The 20,055-nt window shown below is 57.0% G+C and carries 22 protein-coding genes, 4 tRNA genes and 1 pseudogene; 9 read left to right on the forward strand and 18 right to left on the reverse strand.

Features of this window, described 5'->3' with window-relative positions; all coding sequences use genetic code 11:
- Positions 1–95: 95 nt before the first annotated feature.
- Together ACQKP4_RS09645 and ACQKP4_RS09650 are read left to right on the forward strand one after the other, a co-directional pair.
- Positions 96–494: pseudogene (locus ACQKP4_RS09645) on the forward strand (carboxy terminal-processing peptidase); the annotation flags it as partial.
- 147 nt (positions 495–641) lie between these two features.
- On the forward strand, positions 642–2,432 hold the full coding sequence (locus ACQKP4_RS09650; RefSeq protein WP_427632549.1) for a bifunctional diguanylate cyclase/phosphodiesterase: 1,791 nt from the start codon (positions 642–644) through the stop codon (positions 2,430–2,432).
- Between the two features lie 209 nt (positions 2,433–2,641).
- Here the strand turns inward: ACQKP4_RS09650 and ACQKP4_RS09655 are convergent, their stop codons facing one another.
- On the reverse strand, positions 2,642–2,881 hold the full coding sequence (locus tag ACQKP4_RS09655) for a short-chain dehydrogenase (RefSeq protein ID WP_427632664.1): 240 nt from the start codon (positions 2,879–2,881) through the stop codon (positions 2,642–2,644).
- Between ACQKP4_RS09655 and ACQKP4_RS09660 the strand changes: the two genes are divergently transcribed.
- Positions 2,828–3,322 (forward strand): adenylate kinase, encoded by a 495-nt coding sequence (locus ACQKP4_RS09660; protein WP_427632666.1) that lies wholly within the window; start codon positions 2,828–2,830, stop codon positions 3,320–3,322. The two genes, ACQKP4_RS09655 and ACQKP4_RS09660, sit on opposite strands and share 54 nt — an antisense overlap.
- A gap of 141 nt (positions 3,323–3,463) precedes the next feature.
- On the opposite strand, the gene ACQKP4_RS09665 is transcribed toward ACQKP4_RS09660, so the two are convergent.
- Complete coding sequence (locus tag ACQKP4_RS09665) at positions 3,464–4,228, reverse strand: SDR family oxidoreductase (protein ID WP_427632550.1); 765 nt, start codon at positions 4,226–4,228, stop codon at positions 3,464–3,466.
- 97 nt (positions 4,229–4,325) lie between these two features.
- On the opposite strand from ACQKP4_RS09665, the gene ACQKP4_RS09670 reads away from it, so the two are divergent.
- Complete coding sequence (locus ACQKP4_RS09670; protein WP_427632552.1) at positions 4,326–5,267, forward strand: LysR family transcriptional regulator; 942 nt, start codon at positions 4,326–4,328, stop codon at positions 5,265–5,267.
- An 87-nt stretch (positions 5,268–5,354) separates the two neighbouring features.
- Here ACQKP4_RS09670 and ACQKP4_RS09675 read toward each other — a convergent pair whose 3' ends face one another.
- From ACQKP4_RS09675 to ACQKP4_RS09730, 12 genes are all read right to left on the reverse strand, one after another.
- Positions 5,355–5,756 (reverse strand): GFA family protein, encoded by a 402-nt coding sequence (locus ACQKP4_RS09675; protein WP_427632554.1) that lies wholly within the window; start codon positions 5,754–5,756, stop codon positions 5,355–5,357.
- Complete coding sequence (locus ACQKP4_RS09680; protein ID WP_427632555.1) at positions 5,757–6,005, reverse strand: hypothetical protein; 249 nt, start codon at positions 6,003–6,005, stop codon at positions 5,757–5,759.
- Complete coding sequence (gene sseB / locus ACQKP4_RS09685) at positions 6,002–6,802, reverse strand: enhanced serine sensitivity protein SseB (protein ID WP_427632557.1); 801 nt, start codon at positions 6,800–6,802, stop codon at positions 6,002–6,004. Before sseB ends, ACQKP4_RS09680 begins: the two co-directional genes overlap by 4 nt.
- A gap of 11 nt (positions 6,803–6,813) precedes the next feature.
- The gene (locus ACQKP4_RS09690; protein WP_427632559.1) at positions 6,814–7,470 is read right to left on the reverse strand and encodes a DUF3885 domain-containing protein; all 657 of its coding nucleotides are present in this window, start codon (positions 7,468–7,470) and stop codon (positions 6,814–6,816) included.
- Between the two features lie 383 nt (positions 7,471–7,853).
- Positions 7,854–8,291 (reverse strand): GNAT family N-acetyltransferase, encoded by a 438-nt coding sequence (locus tag ACQKP4_RS09695; RefSeq protein WP_427632561.1) that lies wholly within the window; start codon positions 8,289–8,291, stop codon positions 7,854–7,856.
- Positions 8,292–8,657: 366 nt separating this feature from the next.
- Complete coding sequence (locus tag ACQKP4_RS09700; RefSeq protein WP_427632563.1) at positions 8,658–9,263, reverse strand: hypothetical protein; 606 nt, start codon at positions 9,261–9,263, stop codon at positions 8,658–8,660.
- Positions 9,264–9,599: 336 nt separating this feature from the next.
- Positions 9,600–10,643, reverse strand: coding sequence for an alpha/beta hydrolase family protein (locus tag ACQKP4_RS09705; protein ID WP_427632565.1), 1,044 nt, complete (start codon positions 10,641–10,643; stop codon positions 9,600–9,602).
- A 175-nt stretch (positions 10,644–10,818) separates the two neighbouring features.
- On the reverse strand, positions 10,819–11,214 hold the full coding sequence (locus tag ACQKP4_RS09710) for a sel1 repeat family protein (RefSeq protein ID WP_427632567.1): 396 nt from the start codon (positions 11,212–11,214) through the stop codon (positions 10,819–10,821).
- Complete coding sequence (locus ACQKP4_RS09715) at positions 11,215–11,586, reverse strand: hypothetical protein (RefSeq protein ID WP_003223109.1); 372 nt, start codon at positions 11,584–11,586, stop codon at positions 11,215–11,217. It abuts the gene before it with no gap.
- On the reverse strand, positions 11,583–11,924 hold the full coding sequence (locus ACQKP4_RS09720; protein WP_427632569.1) for a helix-turn-helix domain-containing protein: 342 nt from the start codon (positions 11,922–11,924) through the stop codon (positions 11,583–11,585). The genes ACQKP4_RS09715 and ACQKP4_RS09720 overlap by 4 nt, the downstream gene beginning before the upstream one ends.
- A gap of 114 nt (positions 11,925–12,038) precedes the next feature.
- Complete coding sequence (locus ACQKP4_RS09725) at positions 12,039–12,494, reverse strand: YkvA family protein (protein WP_427632571.1); 456 nt, start codon at positions 12,492–12,494, stop codon at positions 12,039–12,041.
- A gap of 293 nt (positions 12,495–12,787) precedes the next feature.
- A complete protein-coding gene (locus ACQKP4_RS09730; protein WP_427632573.1) occupies positions 12,788–13,501 on the reverse strand; it encodes an FKBP-type peptidyl-prolyl cis-trans isomerase in 714 nt (237 codons plus the stop codon).
- A 268-nt stretch (positions 13,502–13,769) separates the two neighbouring features.
- Here ACQKP4_RS09730 and ACQKP4_RS09735 point away from each other — a divergent pair, with 268 nt between their 5' ends.
- Positions 13,770–15,578: a di-heme-cytochrome C peroxidase gene (locus ACQKP4_RS09735; RefSeq protein WP_427632575.1), complete on the forward strand. Its 1,809-nt coding sequence runs from the start codon at positions 13,770–13,772 to the stop codon at positions 15,576–15,578.
- The gene (locus tag ACQKP4_RS09740) at positions 15,575–16,708 is read left to right on the forward strand and encodes a catalase family protein (protein ID WP_427632576.1); all 1,134 of its coding nucleotides are present in this window, start codon (positions 15,575–15,577) and stop codon (positions 16,706–16,708) included. Before ACQKP4_RS09735 ends, ACQKP4_RS09740 begins: the two co-directional genes overlap by 4 nt.
- A gap of 117 nt (positions 16,709–16,825) precedes the next feature.
- Here ACQKP4_RS09740 and ACQKP4_RS09745 read toward each other — a convergent pair.
- The 4 genes from ACQKP4_RS09745 to ACQKP4_RS09760 form a co-directional block, all read right to left on the reverse strand.
- Positions 16,826–16,902: transfer RNA gene (locus ACQKP4_RS09745), tRNA-Asp, on the reverse strand.
- An 18-nt stretch (positions 16,903–16,920) separates the two neighbouring features.
- A tRNA-Val gene (locus ACQKP4_RS09750) sits at positions 16,921–16,996 on the reverse strand.
- A gap of 200 nt (positions 16,997–17,196) precedes the next feature.
- Positions 17,197–17,273, reverse strand: a tRNA-Asp gene (locus tag ACQKP4_RS09755).
- Between the two features lie 18 nt (positions 17,274–17,291).
- A tRNA-Val gene (locus tag ACQKP4_RS09760) sits at positions 17,292–17,367 on the reverse strand.
- 160 nt (positions 17,368–17,527) lie between these two features.
- Here ACQKP4_RS09760 and rdgC point away from each other — a divergent pair.
- The 3 genes from rdgC to sugE all read left to right on the forward strand — a co-directional run bounded on the left by rdgC (position 17,528) and on the right by sugE (position 20,014).
- A complete protein-coding gene (rdgC, locus tag ACQKP4_RS09765; RefSeq protein WP_427632578.1) occupies positions 17,528–18,448 on the forward strand; it encodes a recombination-associated protein RdgC in 921 nt (306 codons plus the stop codon).
- Between the two features lie 166 nt (positions 18,449–18,614).
- Positions 18,615–19,580: a bile acid:sodium symporter family protein gene (locus ACQKP4_RS09770; protein WP_427632580.1), complete on the forward strand. Its 966-nt coding sequence runs from the start codon at positions 18,615–18,617 to the stop codon at positions 19,578–19,580.
- Positions 19,581–19,699: 119 nt separating this feature from the next.
- A complete protein-coding gene (sugE, locus tag ACQKP4_RS09775) occupies positions 19,700–20,014 on the forward strand; it encodes a quaternary ammonium compound efflux SMR transporter SugE (RefSeq protein WP_427632582.1) in 315 nt (104 codons plus the stop codon).
- Positions 20,015–20,055: the final 41 nt, after the last annotated feature.

Below are 20,055 nucleotides of genomic sequence, written 5' to 3' on the forward strand. Positions count from 1 at the left end.
CATCGGCCAGGCCTTTGAGACAGTCCAGCGCCTGCTGGCGCAAGGTGCCGCGATTGATCAGGCCAAAACTGGCCGGCAGGTGCCCGAGAAAGAGGATCAAGCCGGCCATCAAGCCTGCGGTTGATCCGTTCAAGCCATACATCGCGCAGCTCAAGTCCGAGCACGATATGCGTACGGCCAAGGACGCAGAGTTCGTGTTCATCCGCGACAAACTGGCCCTGGCGCAGAAACTGATGGAAGAAAAAACCGTCAGCCTCAATGAAGCCGACCGTCGAGCGCAGCACACCGACATCGAAGCCAAACAGCTGGTGATGGAAAACATCCGTCGCAAAGCCAAAGGTGAAGAGCCGCTCAAAGAGCTGAAGAAAGAAGACGAAGACGCTATTGCGGCCGAGCCGGACAAGACCAAACCGGAAGACGACGCCTACCTGAGCGAGACCGGGCGGATTCTGCTGGATTACTTGAAGCTCAACAGCGCGGTGGCCAAGCACTAAAGGGTTACCGGCAAGATGATGGCTATTTAATGCTGGCGCTCCCCGGAGCGTCATCAAACAGTCATCAATCTGTCGTGAAATAAGGGGCTGGAAGCACTCTGTAACAAGAGTCTGCTCCCAGTCCTTTTTTTATCGCCAGAGATCGCCATGACCACGACCGAACAGCTGAGTGCCTTGAGTTCAATACTGGCTCAAAGCGGTTTGCACAGTCTGTTCCAGCCAATCATTTCCCTCTCTGAACGAAGAATCATCGGCTACGAAGCCCTCAGCCGTGGCCCTTCCAACAGTCCGCTGCACTCCCCCATCGCGCTGTTCGCCGTCGCTCGTCAGGCCGGTCGTTTGAGTGAACTGGAAATCGCTTGCCGTGAAAGCGCTTGCCGGCGTTTCAACGAACAACAACTGCCCGGCAAACTGTTCCTCAACGTCTCGCCCGAATCCCTGCTCGAAGCCGCCCACCAACCGGGCCGCACCTTGCAATTGCTGCAAGACTTCGGCATCCCGCCGAATCAAGTGGTGATTGAACTCACAGAGCAAACCCCGACCGACGACTTCCAGTTGCTGCAAACCGCATTGCATCACTATCGGGCGATGGGCTTTTCGATTGCGCTGGACGACTTGGGCGCGGGTTATTCGAGCCTGCGCTTGTGGTCCGAGTTGCGTCCGGATTACGTGAAGATCGACCGGCACTTCATCGACGGCATTCATCAGGACGCACTCAAACGCGAGTTCGTCGGCTCGATCCTGCAAATCGCCAAGGCCTCACGGGCGCAAGTGATCGCCGAAGGCATCGAGTTGCCGGAAGAACTCGCGGTGCTGACCGAAATGGGCGTCGACCTGGTGCAGGGTTACTTGCTGTGCCGACCGCAAGAACATCCACCTCGCGATGCACGCGCGCTGATGCCCAAACATGACAGCACTGCCGTGACGCTGAACGACGAAGGCAGCGACCTCAGCGCCCTGCTCAACGACCAACCGGCCGTACCCCGCGACACGCCGACCGCCACGGTGCTGGAAGCCTTCCGCCGTCAGGCCAACCTGAACTCGCTGGCGGTGCTCGACGCGCAAGGCCAACCGTGCGGCATCGTCCACCGGCATTCGCTGTCAGACGCGTTGCTCAAGCCTTTCGCCACCGACCTGTTCGCCCGCAAACCTATCAGCCGCCTGATGAATGACGACTTTCTCGCCGTGGAAATGAGCCAATCGCTGCAACAGGTCAGCCGCCTGATCACCAGCCGCGCGCGGCAACGCATCGAGGAGGATTTCATCATCACCCTCAATGGCGGCTACCTGGGATTGGGCCGTGTCATCGATGTGCTCAAACTGATTACCGAACTGAAAATCCAGCAAGCCCGCTACGCCAACCCGCTCACCCTGCTACCGGGCAACGTACCGATCCAGCAATGCCTGACCCGGCTGCTGCAACAGGAACGGGAATCGGTGATCTGCTACGTCGACATCGACAGTTTCAAACCCTTCAACGACATCTACGGCTACGGCCGTGGGGACGAAGTCCTACTGTGTTTGGCGCAATGCCTGAATGATCGCGTCGACCCTTCCCGCGACTTCGTCGGCCACATCGGCGGCGACGACTTCCTGCTGGTGCTCGGCCCCGACGACTGGCGCAAACGGTTGAACCAGTTGCTCGACGACTTCCAAAGCCAGTGCCGGCGCTTCTACCGCAGCGAACACCTCGAAGCCGGCTGCTTCATCGCCCCCAATCGCCAGGGCATGCGTCAGGAATTTCCGTTGTTGTCACTCTCCATCGGTGTGGTGCATTTGCATCCGCAGGCCTGTGGACAACTCGATGCCAGCCAATTGGCAGAGATGGCATCCCAAGCCAAACACCACGCGAAGAACGTGCCGGGGTACAGCGTGCATGTGATTGATAGCCTCGCGGTGCCCGAAGCGGAAGACGCGCTAGTCGCCGGGCATCGCTGATCGCGCGCGCCCCAGTCCCCCCAGCCCTCTGTGGCTAGAGGGCTTGCCCCCGTCAGACTGCAAAGCAGTCGCCAACCGACTCGGCGACGCACCTGAAAATTCGGGTTGCGGGTTTTGGGGCCGCTTCGCAGCCCAACGGGGGCAAGCCCCCTCGCCACAAGGCACAAGTCGCCAGTCACCAGTCACCAGTCACCAGTCACCACTAAACGCTATTGCGAAGGCATCGCCCGCAACCGCCGCCCCAACACATCCAACACGTCACACCCATCCCGCAACGGAATGGCGCACAGCAACGCAAAGTCGCTGAGGATGAAGGATTCACAGTCAATCGAACCGCGCATAGACATGTTTTCCAGCACTTGGGTTACGGCGCGGATTCGGTAGTTGGCGGCGTCATACAAAACGTCGCAACTCTGCTCGGTGTACGACAGGTCGATGTCGATGACTATTTCTGGATGCCCACTAACCCTCCTTTTACGACCAAGCGACCTCCCAGTGACCGCGTGTCATTGATCCAGCAAAAGCTCGGTGACGACGATTGGGTGCTGACCGGTTCGTGTATGGGCTGGGGAGAAGCGCTGATTACCCATGTCGATCTGACTGTGTTCGTTGTAACACCAACCCCCGTTCGCCTTGAACGGCTGGCCGCACGTGAAAAGGAACGCTTTGGAGATCGGATAGCACCGGGTGGTGACATGCATGAGATACATGTGGCCTTTCGGGAATGGGCTTCGCAGTATGACGATCCGAAATTTTCAGGACGCAACCGAGCGTGGCACGAGGCGTGGCTATCAGAGCAGAGCGCTCCGGTCTTACGGATTGACGGGGTGAACAGTGCTGAAAAGTTGGCTGCGGATGTCATTCATGCTTTTTCGCAAGTAACGCAATAGCTCGAAACCGGAACGGCTGAGGCACGAATCTCAACGCGCTTTAGTAATGGCCGCAATGGGTCTGAAGCAATCCTAAACCGCAGCGAGTCCAGCGCAGTCATGGCGTTGTACCTGAAATGGACTCAGTGCGAGGCAGGTCACTCAGACCAGCCGAGCGCCGCCGTCGATGTTTAGTGTGGCGCCGTTCATAAAGGTGTTGGTCATCAGAAAAACGGTAGCGGCGCCTGCTTCAGCGGCGGTACCGATGCGATGCAACGGTAACACTTGCTCCCATGCGTTCACGTACGCATCGCGCCCCTCGCCCAGGGCTTTGCTAAAAATGGGGGTGTCGATCGGGCCTGGGGACAGGGTGTTCACACGGATGGGCGCCAGCTCCAGGGCCAGGCCACGTGCCAGCGCTTCCATTGCCGCCGATGCAGCAGCGATCACGGCGGTGCCATGGGCGTTGGGCCGGTCGGCCAGACAGCCAGAGATAAAGACGATGGAGCCGTTCTTGGACAACCGATTCCCCAACGCGCGGATGGCGTGCAACGAAGCCCATATACGCTCTTCGAACGCCCGACGCAGGTAGTCGATTTCAGCGTCCAGCACCTTGCCCGCCACAAATGTGCCGGCGAGTAGAACCAGATGATCCACGTGAGGGATGTCGGCCAAGGCGGCGTGGACGGCATCGCCGTTGGTGACATCAGCGGCGCGCCAGCCGGCGAACCCGTATTCTGTCGCCGCTTGCTCGGCGCGCTCGGCATTGGAACCGATCACGATCACCGATGCCCCGGCGGCGTTGGCTTGAATCGCGGCGGCTAAACCGATGCCGGATGTGCCGCCGAAAATCACCACCGTACGTCCTTCCAGATGAGCGGGTAGCGATTGGGTAAATGCGGTTTGGAGGGTGGCGGAATGGCTCATGGTCGATCTCCTTGACTGCCTGAATGGCGGCGTTGGGTAAAGACTAAAGATTCGCGCCAACGTTGATAATCAGGCCACAAGTCGCTTTACTAGTGCCATGAAGGAACAAATAGGGTTAGACCGCCTTACCGGTCTTATTGCCTTTGCCCGCGCTGCCTCTTTAGGCAGCTACACCGCTGCCGCCCGCGATTTATCTGTGTCGCCGTCCGCTATCAGCAAAAGCGTGCAACGCCTGGAGCAACATTTCGAGCTGCGTTTATTCAACCGCACCACCCGTTCGTTGACCCTGACACCTGAAGGCCGGGATCTTTACGAACGGGCGCTACGAATTCTGCGAGAGGTAGAGGACATCGAGCAGGCCGCAGTGGCCTCGCGCGCGGAGCCCTCCGGCACTTTGAAAGTGACCGCGCCGCCGCCTATCGGGCTGAACATATTGGCGCCGGCGATTCCCAGGTTTCGCGAGCGCTACCCCAAGCTCGCCATCGACCTGCGCTTGGGCGATCAGTTTGTGGACATCGTTACGCAAGGCATCGATGTGGCTGTGCGCGTGGGCAACCTGGCCGATTCGCGGCTTATCTCCCGCACGCTGGGGCCGCATCGAATCTGCGCTTTCGCCTCTCCAGCCTATTTAGCCAAACGCGGCACGCCCCTGGAACTCAGCGACCTGGTCGACCATGACTGCGTGAATTTTCGCTACCAAAGTTCGGGCCAAGCGCTGCGTTGGCCATTCAACGTGGGTAACCAAATGGTGGAGATAGCGCCCGACGCATCCATCGTCATCGACGCCAGCGATGCAGTTGCCGCAGTGCTTGCAGCTGGCGGTGGCATTGGCATTTCACCCACCTACGTCGCCGCGCCCTATGTTGCACGGGGAGAACTGAAGCCGCTATTTCCACAGTTCGCAGTCGACCGTTCCTCCATCACAGCCTTGTGGCCAGAGAGCCGCCGAGGCAGCCCGAATGTGAAGGCGTTTGTAGGTTTCCTGAACGAGCTATTTTCCAGCCCTACCGCGTGGGACGAGATCGTAGCGAAGGCGTAGCGCTGGGTTTCTTTCTAAACCAAAGCTGGACGTCCGCTTTTGGCAGGTTGCTGCGTGTCGCACAGGACAGCTACTCACACAAAGCGGTCATCGAGATTGTGGCCACTGATCCTGGATTTCATACCAAGGGGCCTTGGACGTAACTTCGACATGCTGCTGCTTGTCGGATGTAAAAGGAGTGTCTAGCGTACCCAGCGCGATAGATATCCAGTCCGCATGATCCCCTTGGCTTCTCGACCAGAACAACGTCGAGCCACAATGCCCGCAGAACTGACGAAGCACTGATTCGGAAGAGCGGTAGGAAGTGATGCGCTCTGAGCCTTGGATGAGGTGCAAATCAGCGCGGGGCACGCTGCCATAACTGGCAAATGCTGCGCCATGGCTTTTTCGACATTGGCTGCAATGGCAATGTGAAGGCGCTTTGGGGCGTGATTCGATTTCGTATCTGATAGCACCGCAGAGGCAGCTACCTCGGAAAGTATCGGTCATTTATTTAGCGGCTTGATAAGTGAGTCGGGCGAATTTAAGCGTTAACAGATGCAGTGCCGGGTGACCGCTCTTGGCCGATTGTTGCCTGTCGCAAAGGGCTGCAACCGGCCAGTAATGGCCGTTGGCGGAAAGCTCACATGACTGAATGACAAAACGTTCAGGTTTGCCATCTCTCATGACGCCGTCAAACAGGCCAAGCACGATTTCGCAGGCCTGCTCGGCGGTTAGCACGACGTTGATCTTTGTCACGCTTTGCCAAAGGCGAACAATGAACGCAGCCAGCCTGCCGACTTCCGTTCATAGAAGGGTGCGGTTTGCTTGAGGAAGTAATCGCTAAGACCTGATTCCCCTTCGTGAACGCGATAGAGGTCAACGGGTTCGCCATCCGGAGCGGTATCCCCGGCAACGTTACCGGCTTCGCGCATGACCAGTTCAATATCTCCGTCCGCTTCAATACCAATGATCAGATGAGGCTTTTGATCAGACGATGCGTCATGCATCAACGCCAGAAATGCACGCTTTACGTTGCGATGTTTGGCGAGTAATTGTGTGAGCGAGGTGACCATCTTCGACGGATATTGCGACGGCTGTCCGAGCAGCACTTTGGTGTCTTTTTCGACCGTGCGCTGCACCGGCTTTTGGCCGATCTCGTCGGAGAGCAGATGGCGCACTTCCTCCGGGAAAAACTCTTTCCCGTAAGGAGACTTTGGATTGAGGAAAAGAGGGGTGCCCAGTGTGATTTCAAACAGCGATCTGGCCGGGATCTCTACGTAGGACTCTTCGCTATCTATGGATCTTTGTAGTGTTTGCAACGAAGAAAAAAACGGGATGACAGCGGAGCCGTCAGGCTTTTGCCAATGCGCGATGCTGATGTTGCTACCAGCCTCGAGGTTGACTTGACCTTCCCCAGTGCCGGCAGTGCCAAGGACGTAGATAGTGGAATTCAACAGAGTCTTGAAAAAGTCAGGTCGATGGGCCGGTTCATCCGCCGCCAGCCTGAGTGATTTTTCGAGGGTGTTTTCTTGCTTGGTATCCATGATGTCCATCGGCAGTTCCATCAAAACAGACAAAAAGTGAGCGGCAAAGAGCGCGCAGGCCCCGCAAATGTGGTGTCCATCGTGTTTCGGTCGTAATCCAGCAGGTATGCATGATGCTGACGATACAGCTGTGAAAGCAGATCTTTGTTGGGGCCGACCACATCCATACCTCTGTCGTCGTAGGGAAAAACCATGACGTGCTTCTTCAAATTGAAGAGGTATACAGCGCAGTTGGGGTTAGGCCGAATTGCGGCAAAGTCCCTGGCCAAAGCACACCAAAGAAATTCTTGAAGCAGAGCCGCAGGCGCTTCAAATGCGATGTTGATCCAATACTCCGGCTCCCTTTCGCAAAACCATTCCTCCGGATCTATCTCCTCACTCCAGACTGAGCATTGCGTGGGTATGTTAATGCCGAGAGATCGAAGAGCGTGAATCAGGGGCCGATGAGCAAATCGGTTGCTGCCAGAATGAATACGCAGACAAGCAACAAGCGTCGCGTCATCAAGGAAGATATCTCTGCAGATCTTTGTTGATTTTCGTAGTGCTGTTAGAAATTGCTCAATCACTCCACCAGTTTCGGAGAGCTCAAAACGCAGACCTCCTGGACAGGAATAGAACAGTGGCCGGGCAAATGCTTTACCCCCAAAGATCCTCTCAATTTCAAGTTGTAGATTCACTTGGTCCCTTCATGGTCAATAGCCCGACTCCGTAGCTTGGGCGGTGCAGACGGATATTACTGTGTACGTAAGATTCGTGCTAAGCCGCGAGCATCGCTTCTGGCCGATTACTGTCTGTCGCGAAGGGCAGCAGTCGACCGAGGCTGTGTGAAAACGTTTTAGAGCAAGTTTGACAGTCAGAATCGGAACGAAAGTCGCGTTCCTACGCAAATTTCAGGTCTGCTGACTAACCAAACGCTGGCAGATCTTACGTAGCAATGCAGACTTCAAAACGGTGCATGCGTTTTCACACAGACTGGACCCATAGCGGACTCTGACCAGCATTTGGTTAAGGGGGGCTTTAGCCCGTCCCATTGAGCGAAGTGAACGATTTGAACCAGTTGTTATGCATGTTTTACTAGCCGTTTCTTTAAATGATACAGGTTAGTCCCGATTGGGCGATCCTCAAGAACACCGTAAATCTCATATCCATGCCGCTCATAGAACTTTTTAGCATCAACGGTTTTTAAGAATGCGACTACTGCCCCATTGTTGGCACCAATCGCTTCTGCTTTTTCCAAAAGCATAGATCCTACTTTTTTACCGCGATGAGATTCCTTAACCCAAAAGGTGTCAATTTCTAAGCCATCCCAGTAACAATTACAGCTTATTGCACCGATGTAGTCGCCTACTTCATCGTGTGCAACCACCATAAATATTTTATCTTCCGATTCTGGTGGTAGATTTGGATATTGAATTCGAAGATATTCTAAAAACCTATTATTCAGAACTCCTTTATCCTTTTCTGTTGGAGAACCCAACACATCAATCTTGATTTCCACTTTATTGCTCCTTAAATTCAACTTCTAGATGCCGAACGACTTTTGGCATAACATCCCATGTTCATGCGTAATCCCTTGAGCAATCAAAAAAACGACGTTGTAAACGCGACATCAAGAAGGGGGAAAGCGACATATTACTTTGCACTTTACTGACGTGTTAGCTGCGTGTCCATGGTCTGCTTTTGGCCGAAAGCGGCCGGTCGTGAGTGGCAACTTCCGGCCAAAAGCAGACCATGGACACGCTGCTAATGCGTACATCGTCAGCGAGCTATCGGCATTGGCCTCATACCTTGCTGTTCTTGGTGCCAAAAGAATAACTTCCGCTTAATCTATTGTTTACGAAAAAAAGATTTGACTCTGACGAGTTTAATTATAGATAAAAGTATAGCTCATAATGTAGCTACCTATTTTATTCGTATGGGCACTCACCCATACTAACTTCATCCCCTGTTTTATATTCTTATCCAAATCCATTTTGTTCGTGCAAAGCTCAATCCAGCGGTTTGTGCTTGGATCTTCGATCCATAGACCTGCCTCGCAACGACCAAATCTCCCTCTGGAAGGCCCGGGGTATCTTAGTTCATATGAAGACTTATAACTAATAATCTCGCCAGGCAAAAGATAGGCGGCAGCGGCATAACTATTGACAGATAAAATAAATCCCAAACAAAACCAACCAGCAAAAGAGTTTAGAATTTGTATTGCTGTCTTGCCCCCAGACCGCTTGTAGAGTGTTCGAATTGCAGCGATAAGCCCAGTAATGGAGCTGAACAGCAGGTATGTACTCCATTCGGGAATTTCAGGCATTAAAACTGTTCGCGCTGAAACGCTAGAAGCCCAGCCAATATAATAAAGCCATGCGCCAAAAAACAAACACACTACCACTGTTAAAACTATTCTTTTTGATTTTTTCTCAGATGGACTGAGTTTCATTTGTTTTATGCTCTGCTTTTTATAGCTCGAATTAATCATTAAAACGTCTCGGGGGACTGGTCCTGATGTAGGCCGACGAACGTCATGTTTCAATTGCCACTGCTATCCTATTTAACCCGGGCAGAACGGAACAATTGCCAAGGAATGGAAGATGGCGACCTTCCACTGATGTCGCAACTAGCCTCGCCGCACTCGCCCAGACGACTGCTGGTGAGAAGAATACGCATATTCTACTGCGGGTGTTGTTTGAAAGTCTGTTTTTGGCCGATTGCTGCCTATCGTCAATAGCGCATCGGCCCAAAGCGTTCATCCCCAGACAACCAAGCTAACGCTTAACGCTAGTGAAATATCATCCCAGCGTTAATAACATCCCCGTTAGCCGCGAGGTAACTGCGCCAGAAACTCTGCGATCAACAACGCAACCTGCTCCTGAATCACCTCCCGCGGCCTCCCTCCCTCTCCATCCCCACAAATAATCCCATCACCCGGCACCGCTTCTTCAAGCATCGCCACCGCCCCAGGTTTACACACCGCCATAAAGCTGAAGTGGCTGGCGTCTTGAATCTCGACATAGCGCTTCGACGCTGTGGGCAAGCGTTTGGCCAAGTCGGCGGACTCCAGCTCAGCAGGAAGTTCTTCAGATGGCACGCCCGCTGCAATCACTAGCGTCGGCACCGGCAACTGTGCAAGGCTTTCATCGGTCATCCCGCGTGACAGGCCCAGGTCCAATGAAACAATGGCGGTGATGCGTTTATCGCGCAGATCGGCGGCCAGCCGTGCCTTCGATTCCGGGGTGCTTGCGGGGTTCATCGTTTGGTAGGCGGTGCAACTGGCCAACTTTGGATGGACGATGCAGTCCTTGGCGAAGCGGTCGGGGTCGAAACGCGCACCGGCGATTTCCAGGACGGTCCAGCCGCCGAGTGAATGGCCCACGGCTGCAATTCGCTGCTTGGCGACGACGCCGAATTTTTCCGGCTGAGCCGTGACTGCGTCGATGGCTCGGCTCAGGTCGGCGGGTCGTTGCCATAGTTGTGCCGCGGCTTGGGGGCTGCGGTCACGGCTGGTGGTGCCGGGGTGGTTGACCGCCGCGACGATGTAACCCTTGTGGGCCAGCGCGCTGGCCAGCCATGTCTGGTTGATCCAACTACCGCCGTTACCGTGGGAAAGCACCACCAATGGATGTTCGCCGGCAGCCGGTGGCGCGTTGGGTACGGCAAGGGCGCCGACAAACACTGGGTTGTCGCCGAACAATTGCGGGGTGATGGCGCTGGTGGCGCTGGGGTACCAGACGACCATTTCCAGTGGGCGTTCGTTTTGCGGGTCTGGCAGTGTGGAGGCGTGAAAGCCGATGGAGTTATCGTTGGCGAGTGCGCTGGTGGTCAGGCAGATTAGAAACAGGGCGCAGAGCGTTTTTTTCAATTTTTTATCTTCCTTGATTAGATCGATTTATTACTTGAGATCCGTTGTCAGGCGTCCCCGCTTGAGCGTACCCATGCTCAGGGCGGAAATGCCTCCATAGACGATATGCGTTCCAATTGCAGCGGTGGCGTTTAGCCGGACACGAGCTGTATTCCCACGCGGAGCTTGGGGACGATCAGTTCCCCACCAACTCTTTCAGTTTGATTTCAGCCAACGGATGCCCGGCCTGCGCCGCTATCCGCCAAAATCGTGCCGCTTCCACCGGGTCCGGCGCTTTGCTCGGCGTCCCCGCCAGGCTGATCACGCCGACTTGATACGCCGCTTTGCCATCGCCCGCCAACGCCGCCAGGCGCAAAAGTCGCACGCCTTCTTCACGAGCCCCCAGGCCGACGCCGCGAAAGGTCAGGATGTGGCCATAGAAGCTTTGCGCGCCGACATCGCCGAGATTCGCCATGCGGGCGAACTGGCCTTCGAGCCAGTGCCAGCCGCGCGGCTGGCGCACGAACCACGACCAGTGAAACAAGCGGCGCGCCAGCCAGTAACCGGCCCGCGCCTTGAGTTTTAAAAACACTCAGGCCTCCGCCGATTCCGGGTACTCGTATTCGAACACGCGCACCACCTCCGAAGCGTGCCACGAGGCAGCGGCGACACCGTCGGACGGCCCGGAGAATCGTCCCAGGCGTTCGACGCATTCGAAGAAACCGGTGCGTGGCAGGCGGCTCGCGCCTTGGCTGATCACCAGCGAGCTGCGCAGCGGCTGCTCGGCCTTGGCGTCCAGCGCGGCCAGATGTTCCAGCGCAGCGGTGAGGGTTTGCATGGCCGGCGTGGGCAACTGCAAACGCTCCAGCAACGCTCGATATGTCAGCAAGTGGCGCTGGCGGCGGGCCTGATCCAGTTCACCGAGCAACCCGTCCCAATGTTGACGACTGATGCGTACGCTCACGATTCATCCCTCCACCCTGGCACCGTCAATTCCCAGGCCAGGCTGCGGCGAATCGCAGCGTCGGGTTGACGCTCGCCACTTTCGATCAAGGCCAGATAAGACGGGCTGATGCCTACCGTGCGGGCCAGCGCCTCGATGGCGATGCCCTTCCCTTCGCGCAAACTGCGTAGTTGATCCAGACCTGGAAGAATCGGGTCTGGTGATGCCGCGTGACGTACCGGCGTGTCGGGTGCCGGTTGCTCGTTAATGCCTGCTGCTTTCAGTAGAGCCTGATACTGAGCCCACGGCAAAACCGCATATTCGGGCTCGCCTTCGCGTGTGATTATCTGAATATCCATGACTTCCCCGTAGGACAACGACACTTAGCGAGTCGGCACTTTTCCCTAGAAGTGTAATCCTAACAGCGGCCAAGGTCGCGCGGGGGCATGAAATAGGCACGATGCCCAATCGGATCAGCTTTTTTTCGGGCCTTGGAGCTGAAGTTGCTCAGGGGTGTCGGGCAGGCGTTCGACCACCGCGAGCTTCTCCGGCAACTGTCGATTGCGCCAGGCGCGAAAGGCATTGAGTTCGTCATCGAGGGTTTTCATCACCCAGGCCAGCACCGCGATGTCGTCGAGCATGCCGAAGACCGGGATGAAATCCGGGATGGCATCGAGAGGACTGAGGAAATACATCAACCCAGCGACGACGGTCAGGATCGATTTGCGGCTGATGGCACGGTACTCACCTCGCCAGTAGGCCAGGCACAACGCCTGCAACAGGCGCAGGTCGTCCTTGAGTTTGCCCAGCCGGCCACCTTCGCTGGCACCTTTGCTGGCGACGGCGAATAACAGGCTCGGCAGGCGCCCACGCGCGAGCAAGCGACCGGCGAGGGGCAAGAATCGAGCGAAATTCCAGGGTGCTTTCATCATTCCTCCCACTGAAATGTTATCCACACAAATTGTGGATAACCTTGTGAACAGAGCTGCATTTCACCGCTGAAAGCCCCGTTTCATAAGGGCTGAGCTCAGATCGGGCGTTTTTTACTCACATAAAAAAACCCAAGATTTCATTGACTTGGCGCCAAGGTGAGACTACTCACAGCCTCTTCACTGCCTATGACTGCAACCCAGGGCATCCGTTCGCTTTGTTTACCTTCGCGCAACGCCAGATGCAACAACGCCCCGCATAAGCGAGGCGTTGTTTTTAGAGCAGACGCAAATTACTTGGCAGCGTCTTCTTTTGCCGGGTCTTTGATGCCCAGCAGTTCCAGGTCGAACACCAGCACCGAGTTGGCCGGGATCGCAGGGCTTGGGCTCTGGGCGCCGTAAGCCAGTTCGCTAGGGATGTACAGTTTGTACTTCTCGCCAACGTGCATCAGTTGCAGGCCTTCGACCCAACCCGGAATCACACCGCTGACCGGCAGATCAATCGGGCTACCGCGATCAACCGAGCTGTCAAAGGTGGTGCCGTTGGTCAGCTTGCCGGTGTAGTGAACAGTCACCACGTCGGTAGGCTTGGGCTGTGGACCGTCAGCTTTTTTCACTACTTCGTACTGCAGGCCCGAAGCGGTGGTGGTTACACCGGCCTTCTTGGCATTTTCTTCGAGGAATTTCTTGCCGGCGGCTGCCGACTCTTCGCTCATCTTCGCCATGCGCTCTTCAGCGCGTTTCTGCAGTGCTGCGAAGGCTTCGACCAGTTCTTCGTCCTTCAGCTTCTGTTCTTTCTTGCCGACGGCATCTTCGATGCCTTGAGCTACGGCCTTGGAGTCCAGGTCATCCATGCCTTCCTGAGCCAGGCTTTTGCCCATGTTCAGGCCAATCCCGTAGGAAGCTTTTTGCGCCGGGGTTTTCAGCTCTACGCTGGTCTGCGAATCACAACCCGCAAGTACCAGGCTAACCAGGGCCACCGCCGCCGCCAACCGATGCTGTTTCATGCTATTTCCTTGTTCATGCGCCTAAAGGGCAATCGAGTAAAGCCGCGAGCTTATCAGGCGGCCACGACCAATGGCTACCGGCATGAGAGCTGGAATCTTCTGATAAGTTCAGGTGTTTTAACGCATTTCGGGATTGGCATGATGAAGGTTCTGTCATCTTGCCCCACAAGCACTGATCCCGAATCCCACCACAACTGGCGTAATGGCCACTTGCCGCCCTTCAGACGCTGAGGCATAAGAGAGCAACAAATCGACAAGGATGTTCAACTTGCGCCTCTTATTCCGTTTGCTGATTTTATTCGCTGTGGTGCTGGGCCTCGGCCTCGGCGTGGTTCTGTACTATGTCGCCAACCCGAAACTGCCAACCTGGACGCCAGCGCAACAGGTGCACTACCTCGAGCAGTGGAGCGCCGAAGACCGCCAGACTTACTACTTCACCCCCCAAGGCACCCAGGTCAAAGGCTTGCGCTATGACTGGTTCAACGCCCTCGAATTGCCCTTTTCGCAGCAACGATTCGCCGCGCCGGAATACCTCGCGCGTTTCGGCTTTTTGATCGACCCGAGCCAGAAAGCCACGCCGAACAACCCCGGCAACTTGCCCGTGGGTTTCGCCCGTCATCAAAACCCGGGCAGCCAGGAACAGATGCTCGACATCACCTGCGCCGCCTGCCACACCGGTGAATTGCGATTCAACGGTCAGGCTGTGCGCATCGACGGCGGCACGGCGCAGCATGTCTTGCCTTCGAGTGTTCCTACATTGCGCGGGGGCAGTTTCGGACAGGCATTGGTCGCAAGCCTGGCGTCGACGTACTACAACCCCTGGAAATTCGAACGGTTCGCCCGCAACGTGCTCGGTGAGGACTACGATTCCCGCCAGCAGCAACTGCGCAAAGACTTCAAAGTCTCGCTCGATACGTTCTTGAAGGTGGCGTGGAACGACACCCATCGCGGGCTATATCCAACCGAGGAAGGCCCCGGCCGCACCGATGCCTTCGGGCGTATCGCCAACGCCAGTTTCGGTGATGCCATTTCCGCCGATAACTACCGCGTCGCCAATGCGCCGGTGGATTACCCGCAGTTGTGGGACATGTGGACCTTCGACTGGGTGCAGTGGAACGGTTCGGCGCAACAACCCATGGCGCGTAACATCGGCGAAGCCTTGGGCGTGGGCGCCACCCTGAATTTTTTCGACGATAACGGCCAGCCGCTGAAAGGAGAGGACCGCTATCCGTCCAGTGTCCGCCTGCGCGACCTGCACCTGATCGAGCAAACCCTGCAACGGCTCAAACCGCCTGCCTGGCCGGAAGATGTACTGGGTGCTGTCGACAAGCCACTGGCCGCCAAAGGTCGCGAGCTGTTCAGCGAGAATTGCGCGGGTTGCCACGTGCCCAGCTCGGTCCAAAACGGTGAGCGCTGGGTGCAGCAACTGAAAATGCTGCCCGTGGCCTTTATCGGCACAGACCCGAACGCTGCCAACAATATCGCCGACCACCGCTTCGACCTCAGCGCCTTGCAATGGGACCCGAAGGAGCTGGCGAAACTGGATGTGCAATTGCAGCCGCCGCCCACTGAACCGCTGGACCTGAGCAAGCTCTCGTCAGCCAAAGGCCTGGCTTATGTCACGGCGTTCGTCAGTAATCGGGCGTACCGCGAGGCGAAAATTCCCGAGGCCGAGCGGCCGAACATGGATGGCTTCGGCCTGCCGATTGGCGTGCGCGAATTGCGCGCCTATAAGGCCAGGCCACTGGCGGGCGTGTGGGCGACTGCGCCGTTTCTGCACAACGGTTCGGTGCCGAGCATCTATCAGTTGCTTTCGCCGCAGGATGAACGCGCCACCACCTTCTATAAAGGCACCTTCGAGTACGACCCGAAGCACCTCGGCTATCGCACCGAGGCCTTTACCAATGGGTTTGTGTTCGATACGCGCATCACCGGCAATCACAACAGCGGCCACGAGTTTCGCGCCGGCAAACGCGGCAACGGCGTCATCGGTCGCGGGCTGCAACCGGAAGAACGCTGGGCGTTGCTGGAATACCTCAAAGTGTTGGGCGGCCCGTTGGAGGCACAATTGCCATGAGCAGACTCTGGATGTGGTTGGGGGCCTTTCTGGGTAAAACCCTGTTGTGCTTGGTGGGCCTTGGACTGCTGGGCTGGGCTGTGGCCACGGCGTGGTTTGCCTGGCAGCACAGCGGAGCGGTTTCGGCACAGGAGTTGATACCGGACGGCGAAGCGGCCATGACGCAGGACATCATCCAGACCGCCGTGCGCATCGTCGATCAACACCGCGGAAGCACCCGCTATTTGCGCGATGCGCACGCCAAAGCGCATGGCTGCGTGAAGGCCGAAGTTCAAGTGCTGCCGCAGTTGCCCGTGGAGCTGCGCCAAGGTGTGTTCAGCGAGCCGGGGAAAACATGGCAAGCGACGATGCGCCTGTCCAATGGCAATGCGTACCCGCAATTCGACAGCATTCGCGACGCCCGGGGCATGGCGATCAAGTTGCTTGAGGTGCCTGGTCAACAACTGCTCGCCGATCAACAACACCGCGCGGAGCAGGATTTCGTGATGTTCAGTCATCCGAACTTCTTTGTCAGCGATGTCGCCGAGTACCGGCAGAATGTGGCCGCGCAGGCTGATGGCAAGAAACTGACGGCGTTCTTCCCCGGCTGGGATCCACGCAGCTGGCAGGTTCGGCATCTGTTTATCGCGCTGGCGACGCTCTCCCCCGCCCCTGAGAGCCCGACACAGACCACATACTTTTCGGTTTCGCCCTACAAATTCGGTGAAGCCAATGCCAAGTTCCGGGTCATGCCAGACCCGGATAGCTGCCCTGCGTATACGCTGCCAGCGCAAAACCAGAAACTGCCGAACTTTTTGCGTAATGCACTGAATCAGCAGTTGTCGACGGATCGGGTGCCCGCGTGTTTCGTCCTGCAGATCCAGCGCCAGGATCCGGGCAAGTACATGCCGATTGAGGACACGAGCATTGAATGGAAAGAAAGTGATGTGCCGTTCGAAACCGTGGCCCGGATCACCCTGCCCGCGCAGGACTTTGATACGCCCGCGTTGAATCTGCAATGCGACAACCAGTCGTTCAATCCGTGGTTCGGGCTGCAAGCGCACCGGCCGATAGGTGGGATCAATCGGCTACGCAAAGCGGTGTATGAAGCGGTGAGCGACTACCGACATAGCCGTAACGCCGAGCAATAACAGGCAAACAAACCCACAGGAAGAAGCGCACACGCCAAATTCCAGACGAAAAAAAGCCCGCAGCAAGCGGGCTTTTTCCGTGGTGACCTGGCGTTCAGCGTTCCAGGTTACCGAATATGGCGCAGCGGACGGGACTCGAACCCGCGACCCCCGGCGTGACAGGCCGGTATTCTAACCGACTGAACTACCGCTGCGCGTAGCGTTGAAAGTAATGGTGGGTGATGACGGGATCGAACCGCCGACATTCTGCTTGTAAGGCAGACGCTCTCCCAGCTGAGCTAATCACCCTTTACCTTCGTTGCGGGGCGCATTATGCCACAGGTTTTCATAACGTGTTGATTTAATTGAATATTTTCTCAAATAAATCTGAAAACCAGTAAAACGACGCGACCCGCAGGAACAACATGTAAACGTGGGGCAGAAAAAAACCCGCGTTAAGCGGGTTTTTCCGTGGTGACCTGGCGTTCAGCGTTCCAGATTACCGAATATGGCGCAGCGGACGGGACTCGAACCCGCGACCCCCGGCGTGACAGGCCGGTATTCTAACCGACTGAACTACCGCTGCGCGTAACACTAAAGCGAATGGTGGGTGATGACGGGATCGAACCGCCGACATTCTGCTTGTAAGGCAGACGCTCTCCCAGCTGAGCTAATCACCCTTCACTTTCGGTGTGGCGCGCATTCTACGGAGCGCCCCAACCTCTGGCAAGCACTTTTTTAAATAATTTTTGCAGGCCTTCCAAAGGCTTAGAGAAGGGTTGGCCTATGGCGCCGCGAAGAGAATAATGCCCCCCTTTGTATAAAGGAGAGACTCGCCTCATGTGGTTCAAAAACCTGCTTATCTATCGCCTGACCCAAGATCTGCCTTTTGATGCCGAGGCGTTGGAAACTGCACTGGCCACCAAACTGGCGCGTCCTTGTGCAAGCCAGGAGTTGACCACCTACGGTTTCGTCGCGCCATTCGGCAAGGGCGAAGATGCGCCACTGGTGCACGTCAGCGGCGACTTCCTGCTGATTTCCGCCCGTAAGGAAGAACGCATTCTGCCGGGCAGCGTCGTGCGTGACGCGGTCAAGGAAAAGGTCGAAGAGATCGAAGCCACGCAAATGCGCAAGGTCTATAAGAAGGAGCGTGACCAGATCAAGGATGAAATCATCCTGGCGTTCCTGCCGCGCGCGTTTATCCGTCGTTCGTCGACCTTCGCCGCCATCGCACCGAAACAAGGCCTGATCCTGGTCAACTCGGCCAGCCCGAAACGCGCCGAAGACCTGTTGTCGACGTTGCGTGAAGTGATCGGCACCCTGCCGGTACGTCCGCTGACCGTAAAAATGTCGCCGACCGCCACCATGACTGAATGGGTCACCACCCAGAAAGCCGCGGACGACTTCTTTGTGCTGGACGAGTGCGAACTGCGCGACACCCACGAAGACGGCGGTATTGTGCGTTGCAAGCGCCAGGACCTGACCAGCGACGAAATCCAGCTGCACTTGAGCACCGGTAAAGTTGTCACGCAGCTGTCGCTGGCCTGGCAGGACAAGTTGTCGTTCATGCTCGACGACAAAATGACCGTCAAGCGCCTGAAGTTCGAAGACCTGCTGCAGGATCAAGCGGAACAGGACGGCGGCGAAGAAGCCCTCGGCCAGTTGGACGCCAGCTTCACCCTGATGATGCTGACCTTCGGTGACTTCCTGCCGGCGCTGGTTGAAGCGCTGGGCGGCGAAGAGACCCCACAAGGCATCTAAAGCCTTGTGATGACTAATGTGGGAGCGGGCTTGCTCGCGAAGAGGGAGTGTCAGTCGACATCTATATTGGCTGACACGCCGTCTTCGCGAGCAAGTCGAATCGTCGCACCGTCGCTCCCACATGGGCCCGGTGTCATTTTCAAAATCGAGTAATAAGGATCAGACCATGCGCGCTCTCGCCGCCTTAAGCCGCTTCGTCGGCAACACCTTTGCTTACTGGGTGTTGATTTTCGCCGTCGTGGCGTTTCTGCAACCGGCGTGGTTCATCGGCCTCAAGGGAGCGATCGTGCCGCTGCTGGGTCTGGTGATGTTCGGCATGGGCCTGACCCTCAAACTCGAAGACTTCGCCGAAGTCGCCCGCCATCCATGGCGTGTGGCATTGGGCGTGGTCGCGCATTTCGTGATCATGCCCGGTGTGGCGTGGTTGCTCTGCCAGGCGTTTCACCTGCCGCCGGAAATCGCCGTCGGGGTGATTCTGGTCGGCTGCTGCCCAAGCGGCACCTCGTCGAACGTGATGACCTGGCTCGCTCGCGGCGATCTGGCGCTGTCGGTGGCCATCGCTGCCGTCACCACCCTCCTCGCCCCGCTGCTGACCCCGGCGCTGATCTGGCTGCTGGCGTCGGCGTGGTTGCCGGTGTCGTTCATGGAGTTGTTCTGGTCGATCCTGCAAGTGGTGCTGCTGCCGATCATCCTTGGCGTGGTTGCCCAGCGCGTGCTCGGCAGCCGGGTGCGTCATGCGGTTGAAGTGTTGCCGCTGATTTCGGTGGTCAGCGTCGTGATTATCGTTGCGGCGGTGGTCGCGGCCAGTCAGGCGAAGATTGCCGAATCCGGCCTGCTGATCATGGCCGTGGTCATGCTGCACAACAGCTTCGGTTATCTGCTGGGTTACTTCACCGGGCGCCTGTTCAAGCTGCCACTGGCGCAACGCAAATCCCTGGCGCTGGAAGTCGGCATGCAGAACTCAGGCTTGGGCGCCGCCCTGGCCAGCGCGCACTTCTCGCCACTGGCGGCGGTGCCGAGCGCGTTGTTCAGTGTGTGGCACAACATTTCCGGGGCGCTGCTCTCGACGTATTTCCGTCGGATGAGCGAGAAAGAAGACCGTGAAATAGCTGCTCGGCAGGCTGCCGAGTAAGCCGAAAACTTGATCCTTCGGTTAATGATGGGCACTCTATGGCGCAACGCGAGGACGACCTCGCGGCTCGATCGAGTCATTAATCTGGGGACGACCCCGTCAATCGATGGAGGTCTTTCATGTCCTGGATCATTCTGTTTTTCGCCGGGCTGTTCGAAGTTGGCTGGGCCGTTGGCCTGAAGTACACCGACGGCTTCAGCCGCCCTCTCCCCACCGCATTGACCATTGCCGCCATGGCTATCAGCCTTGGCCTGCTTGGCGTTGCGATGAAGGAATTGCCGCTGGGCACGGCCTATGCGATCTGGACCGGTGTGGGTGCGGTGGGCACGGTGATTGCCGGGATCATTCTGTTTGGCGAATCGATGGCGCTGTTTCGGCTGGCCAGTGTGGCGTTGATTATTGCCGGGTTGGTTGGGCTGAAGATCAGCGCTTGAGCTACTGCCGCTTTCGCGAGCAAGCCCGCTCCCACAGGGGG

It is taken from the genome of Pseudomonas sp. NPDC086278 (assembly GCF_050280905.1).
GTDB lineage: Bacteria > Pseudomonadota > Gammaproteobacteria > Pseudomonadales > Pseudomonadaceae > Aquipseudomonas.

Coding starts and splice junctions, on each gene's coding strand:
- sseB (WP_427632557.1), bottom strand. CDS start 6,802: ATGGACATCATGGATACCAAGCAAGAAAACACCCTCGAAAAATCACTC.
- sugE (WP_427632582.1), top strand. CDS start 19,700: ATGTCCTGGATCATTCTGTTTTTCGCCGGGCTGTTCGAAGTTGGCTGG.
- ACQKP4_RS09650 (WP_427632549.1), top strand. CDS start 642: ATGACCACGACCGAACAGCTGAGTGCCTTGAGTTCAATACTGGCTCAA.
- ACQKP4_RS09770 (WP_427632580.1), top strand. CDS start 18,615: ATGCGCGCTCTCGCCGCCTTAAGCCGCTTCGTCGGCAACACCTTTGCT.
- ACQKP4_RS09725 (WP_427632571.1), bottom strand. CDS start 12,494: ATGAAAGCACCCTGGAATTTCGCTCGATTCTTGCCCCTCGCCGGTCGC.
- ACQKP4_RS09720 (WP_427632569.1), bottom strand. CDS start 11,924: ATGGATATTCAGATAATCACACGCGAAGGCGAGCCCGAATATGCGGTT.
- ACQKP4_RS09665 (WP_427632550.1), bottom strand. CDS start 4,228: ATGAGCCATTCCGCCACCCTCCAAACCGCATTTACCCAATCGCTACCC.
- rdgC (WP_427632578.1), top strand. CDS start 17,528: ATGTGGTTCAAAAACCTGCTTATCTATCGCCTGACCCAAGATCTGCCT.
- ACQKP4_RS09730 (WP_427632573.1), bottom strand. CDS start 13,501: ATGAAACAGCATCGGTTGGCGGCGGCGGTGGCCCTGGTTAGCCTGGTA.
- ACQKP4_RS09675 (WP_427632554.1), bottom strand. CDS start 5,756: ATGACCGATACTTTCCGAGGTAGCTGCCTCTGCGGTGCTATCAGATAC.
- ACQKP4_RS09670 (WP_427632552.1), top strand. CDS start 4,326: ATGAAGGAACAAATAGGGTTAGACCGCCTTACCGGTCTTATTGCCTTT.
- ACQKP4_RS09740 (WP_427632576.1), top strand. CDS start 15,575: ATGAGCAGACTCTGGATGTGGTTGGGGGCCTTTCTGGGTAAAACCCTG.
- ACQKP4_RS09700 (WP_427632563.1), bottom strand. CDS start 9,263: ATGATTAATTCGAGCTATAAAAAGCAGAGCATAAAACAAATGAAACTC.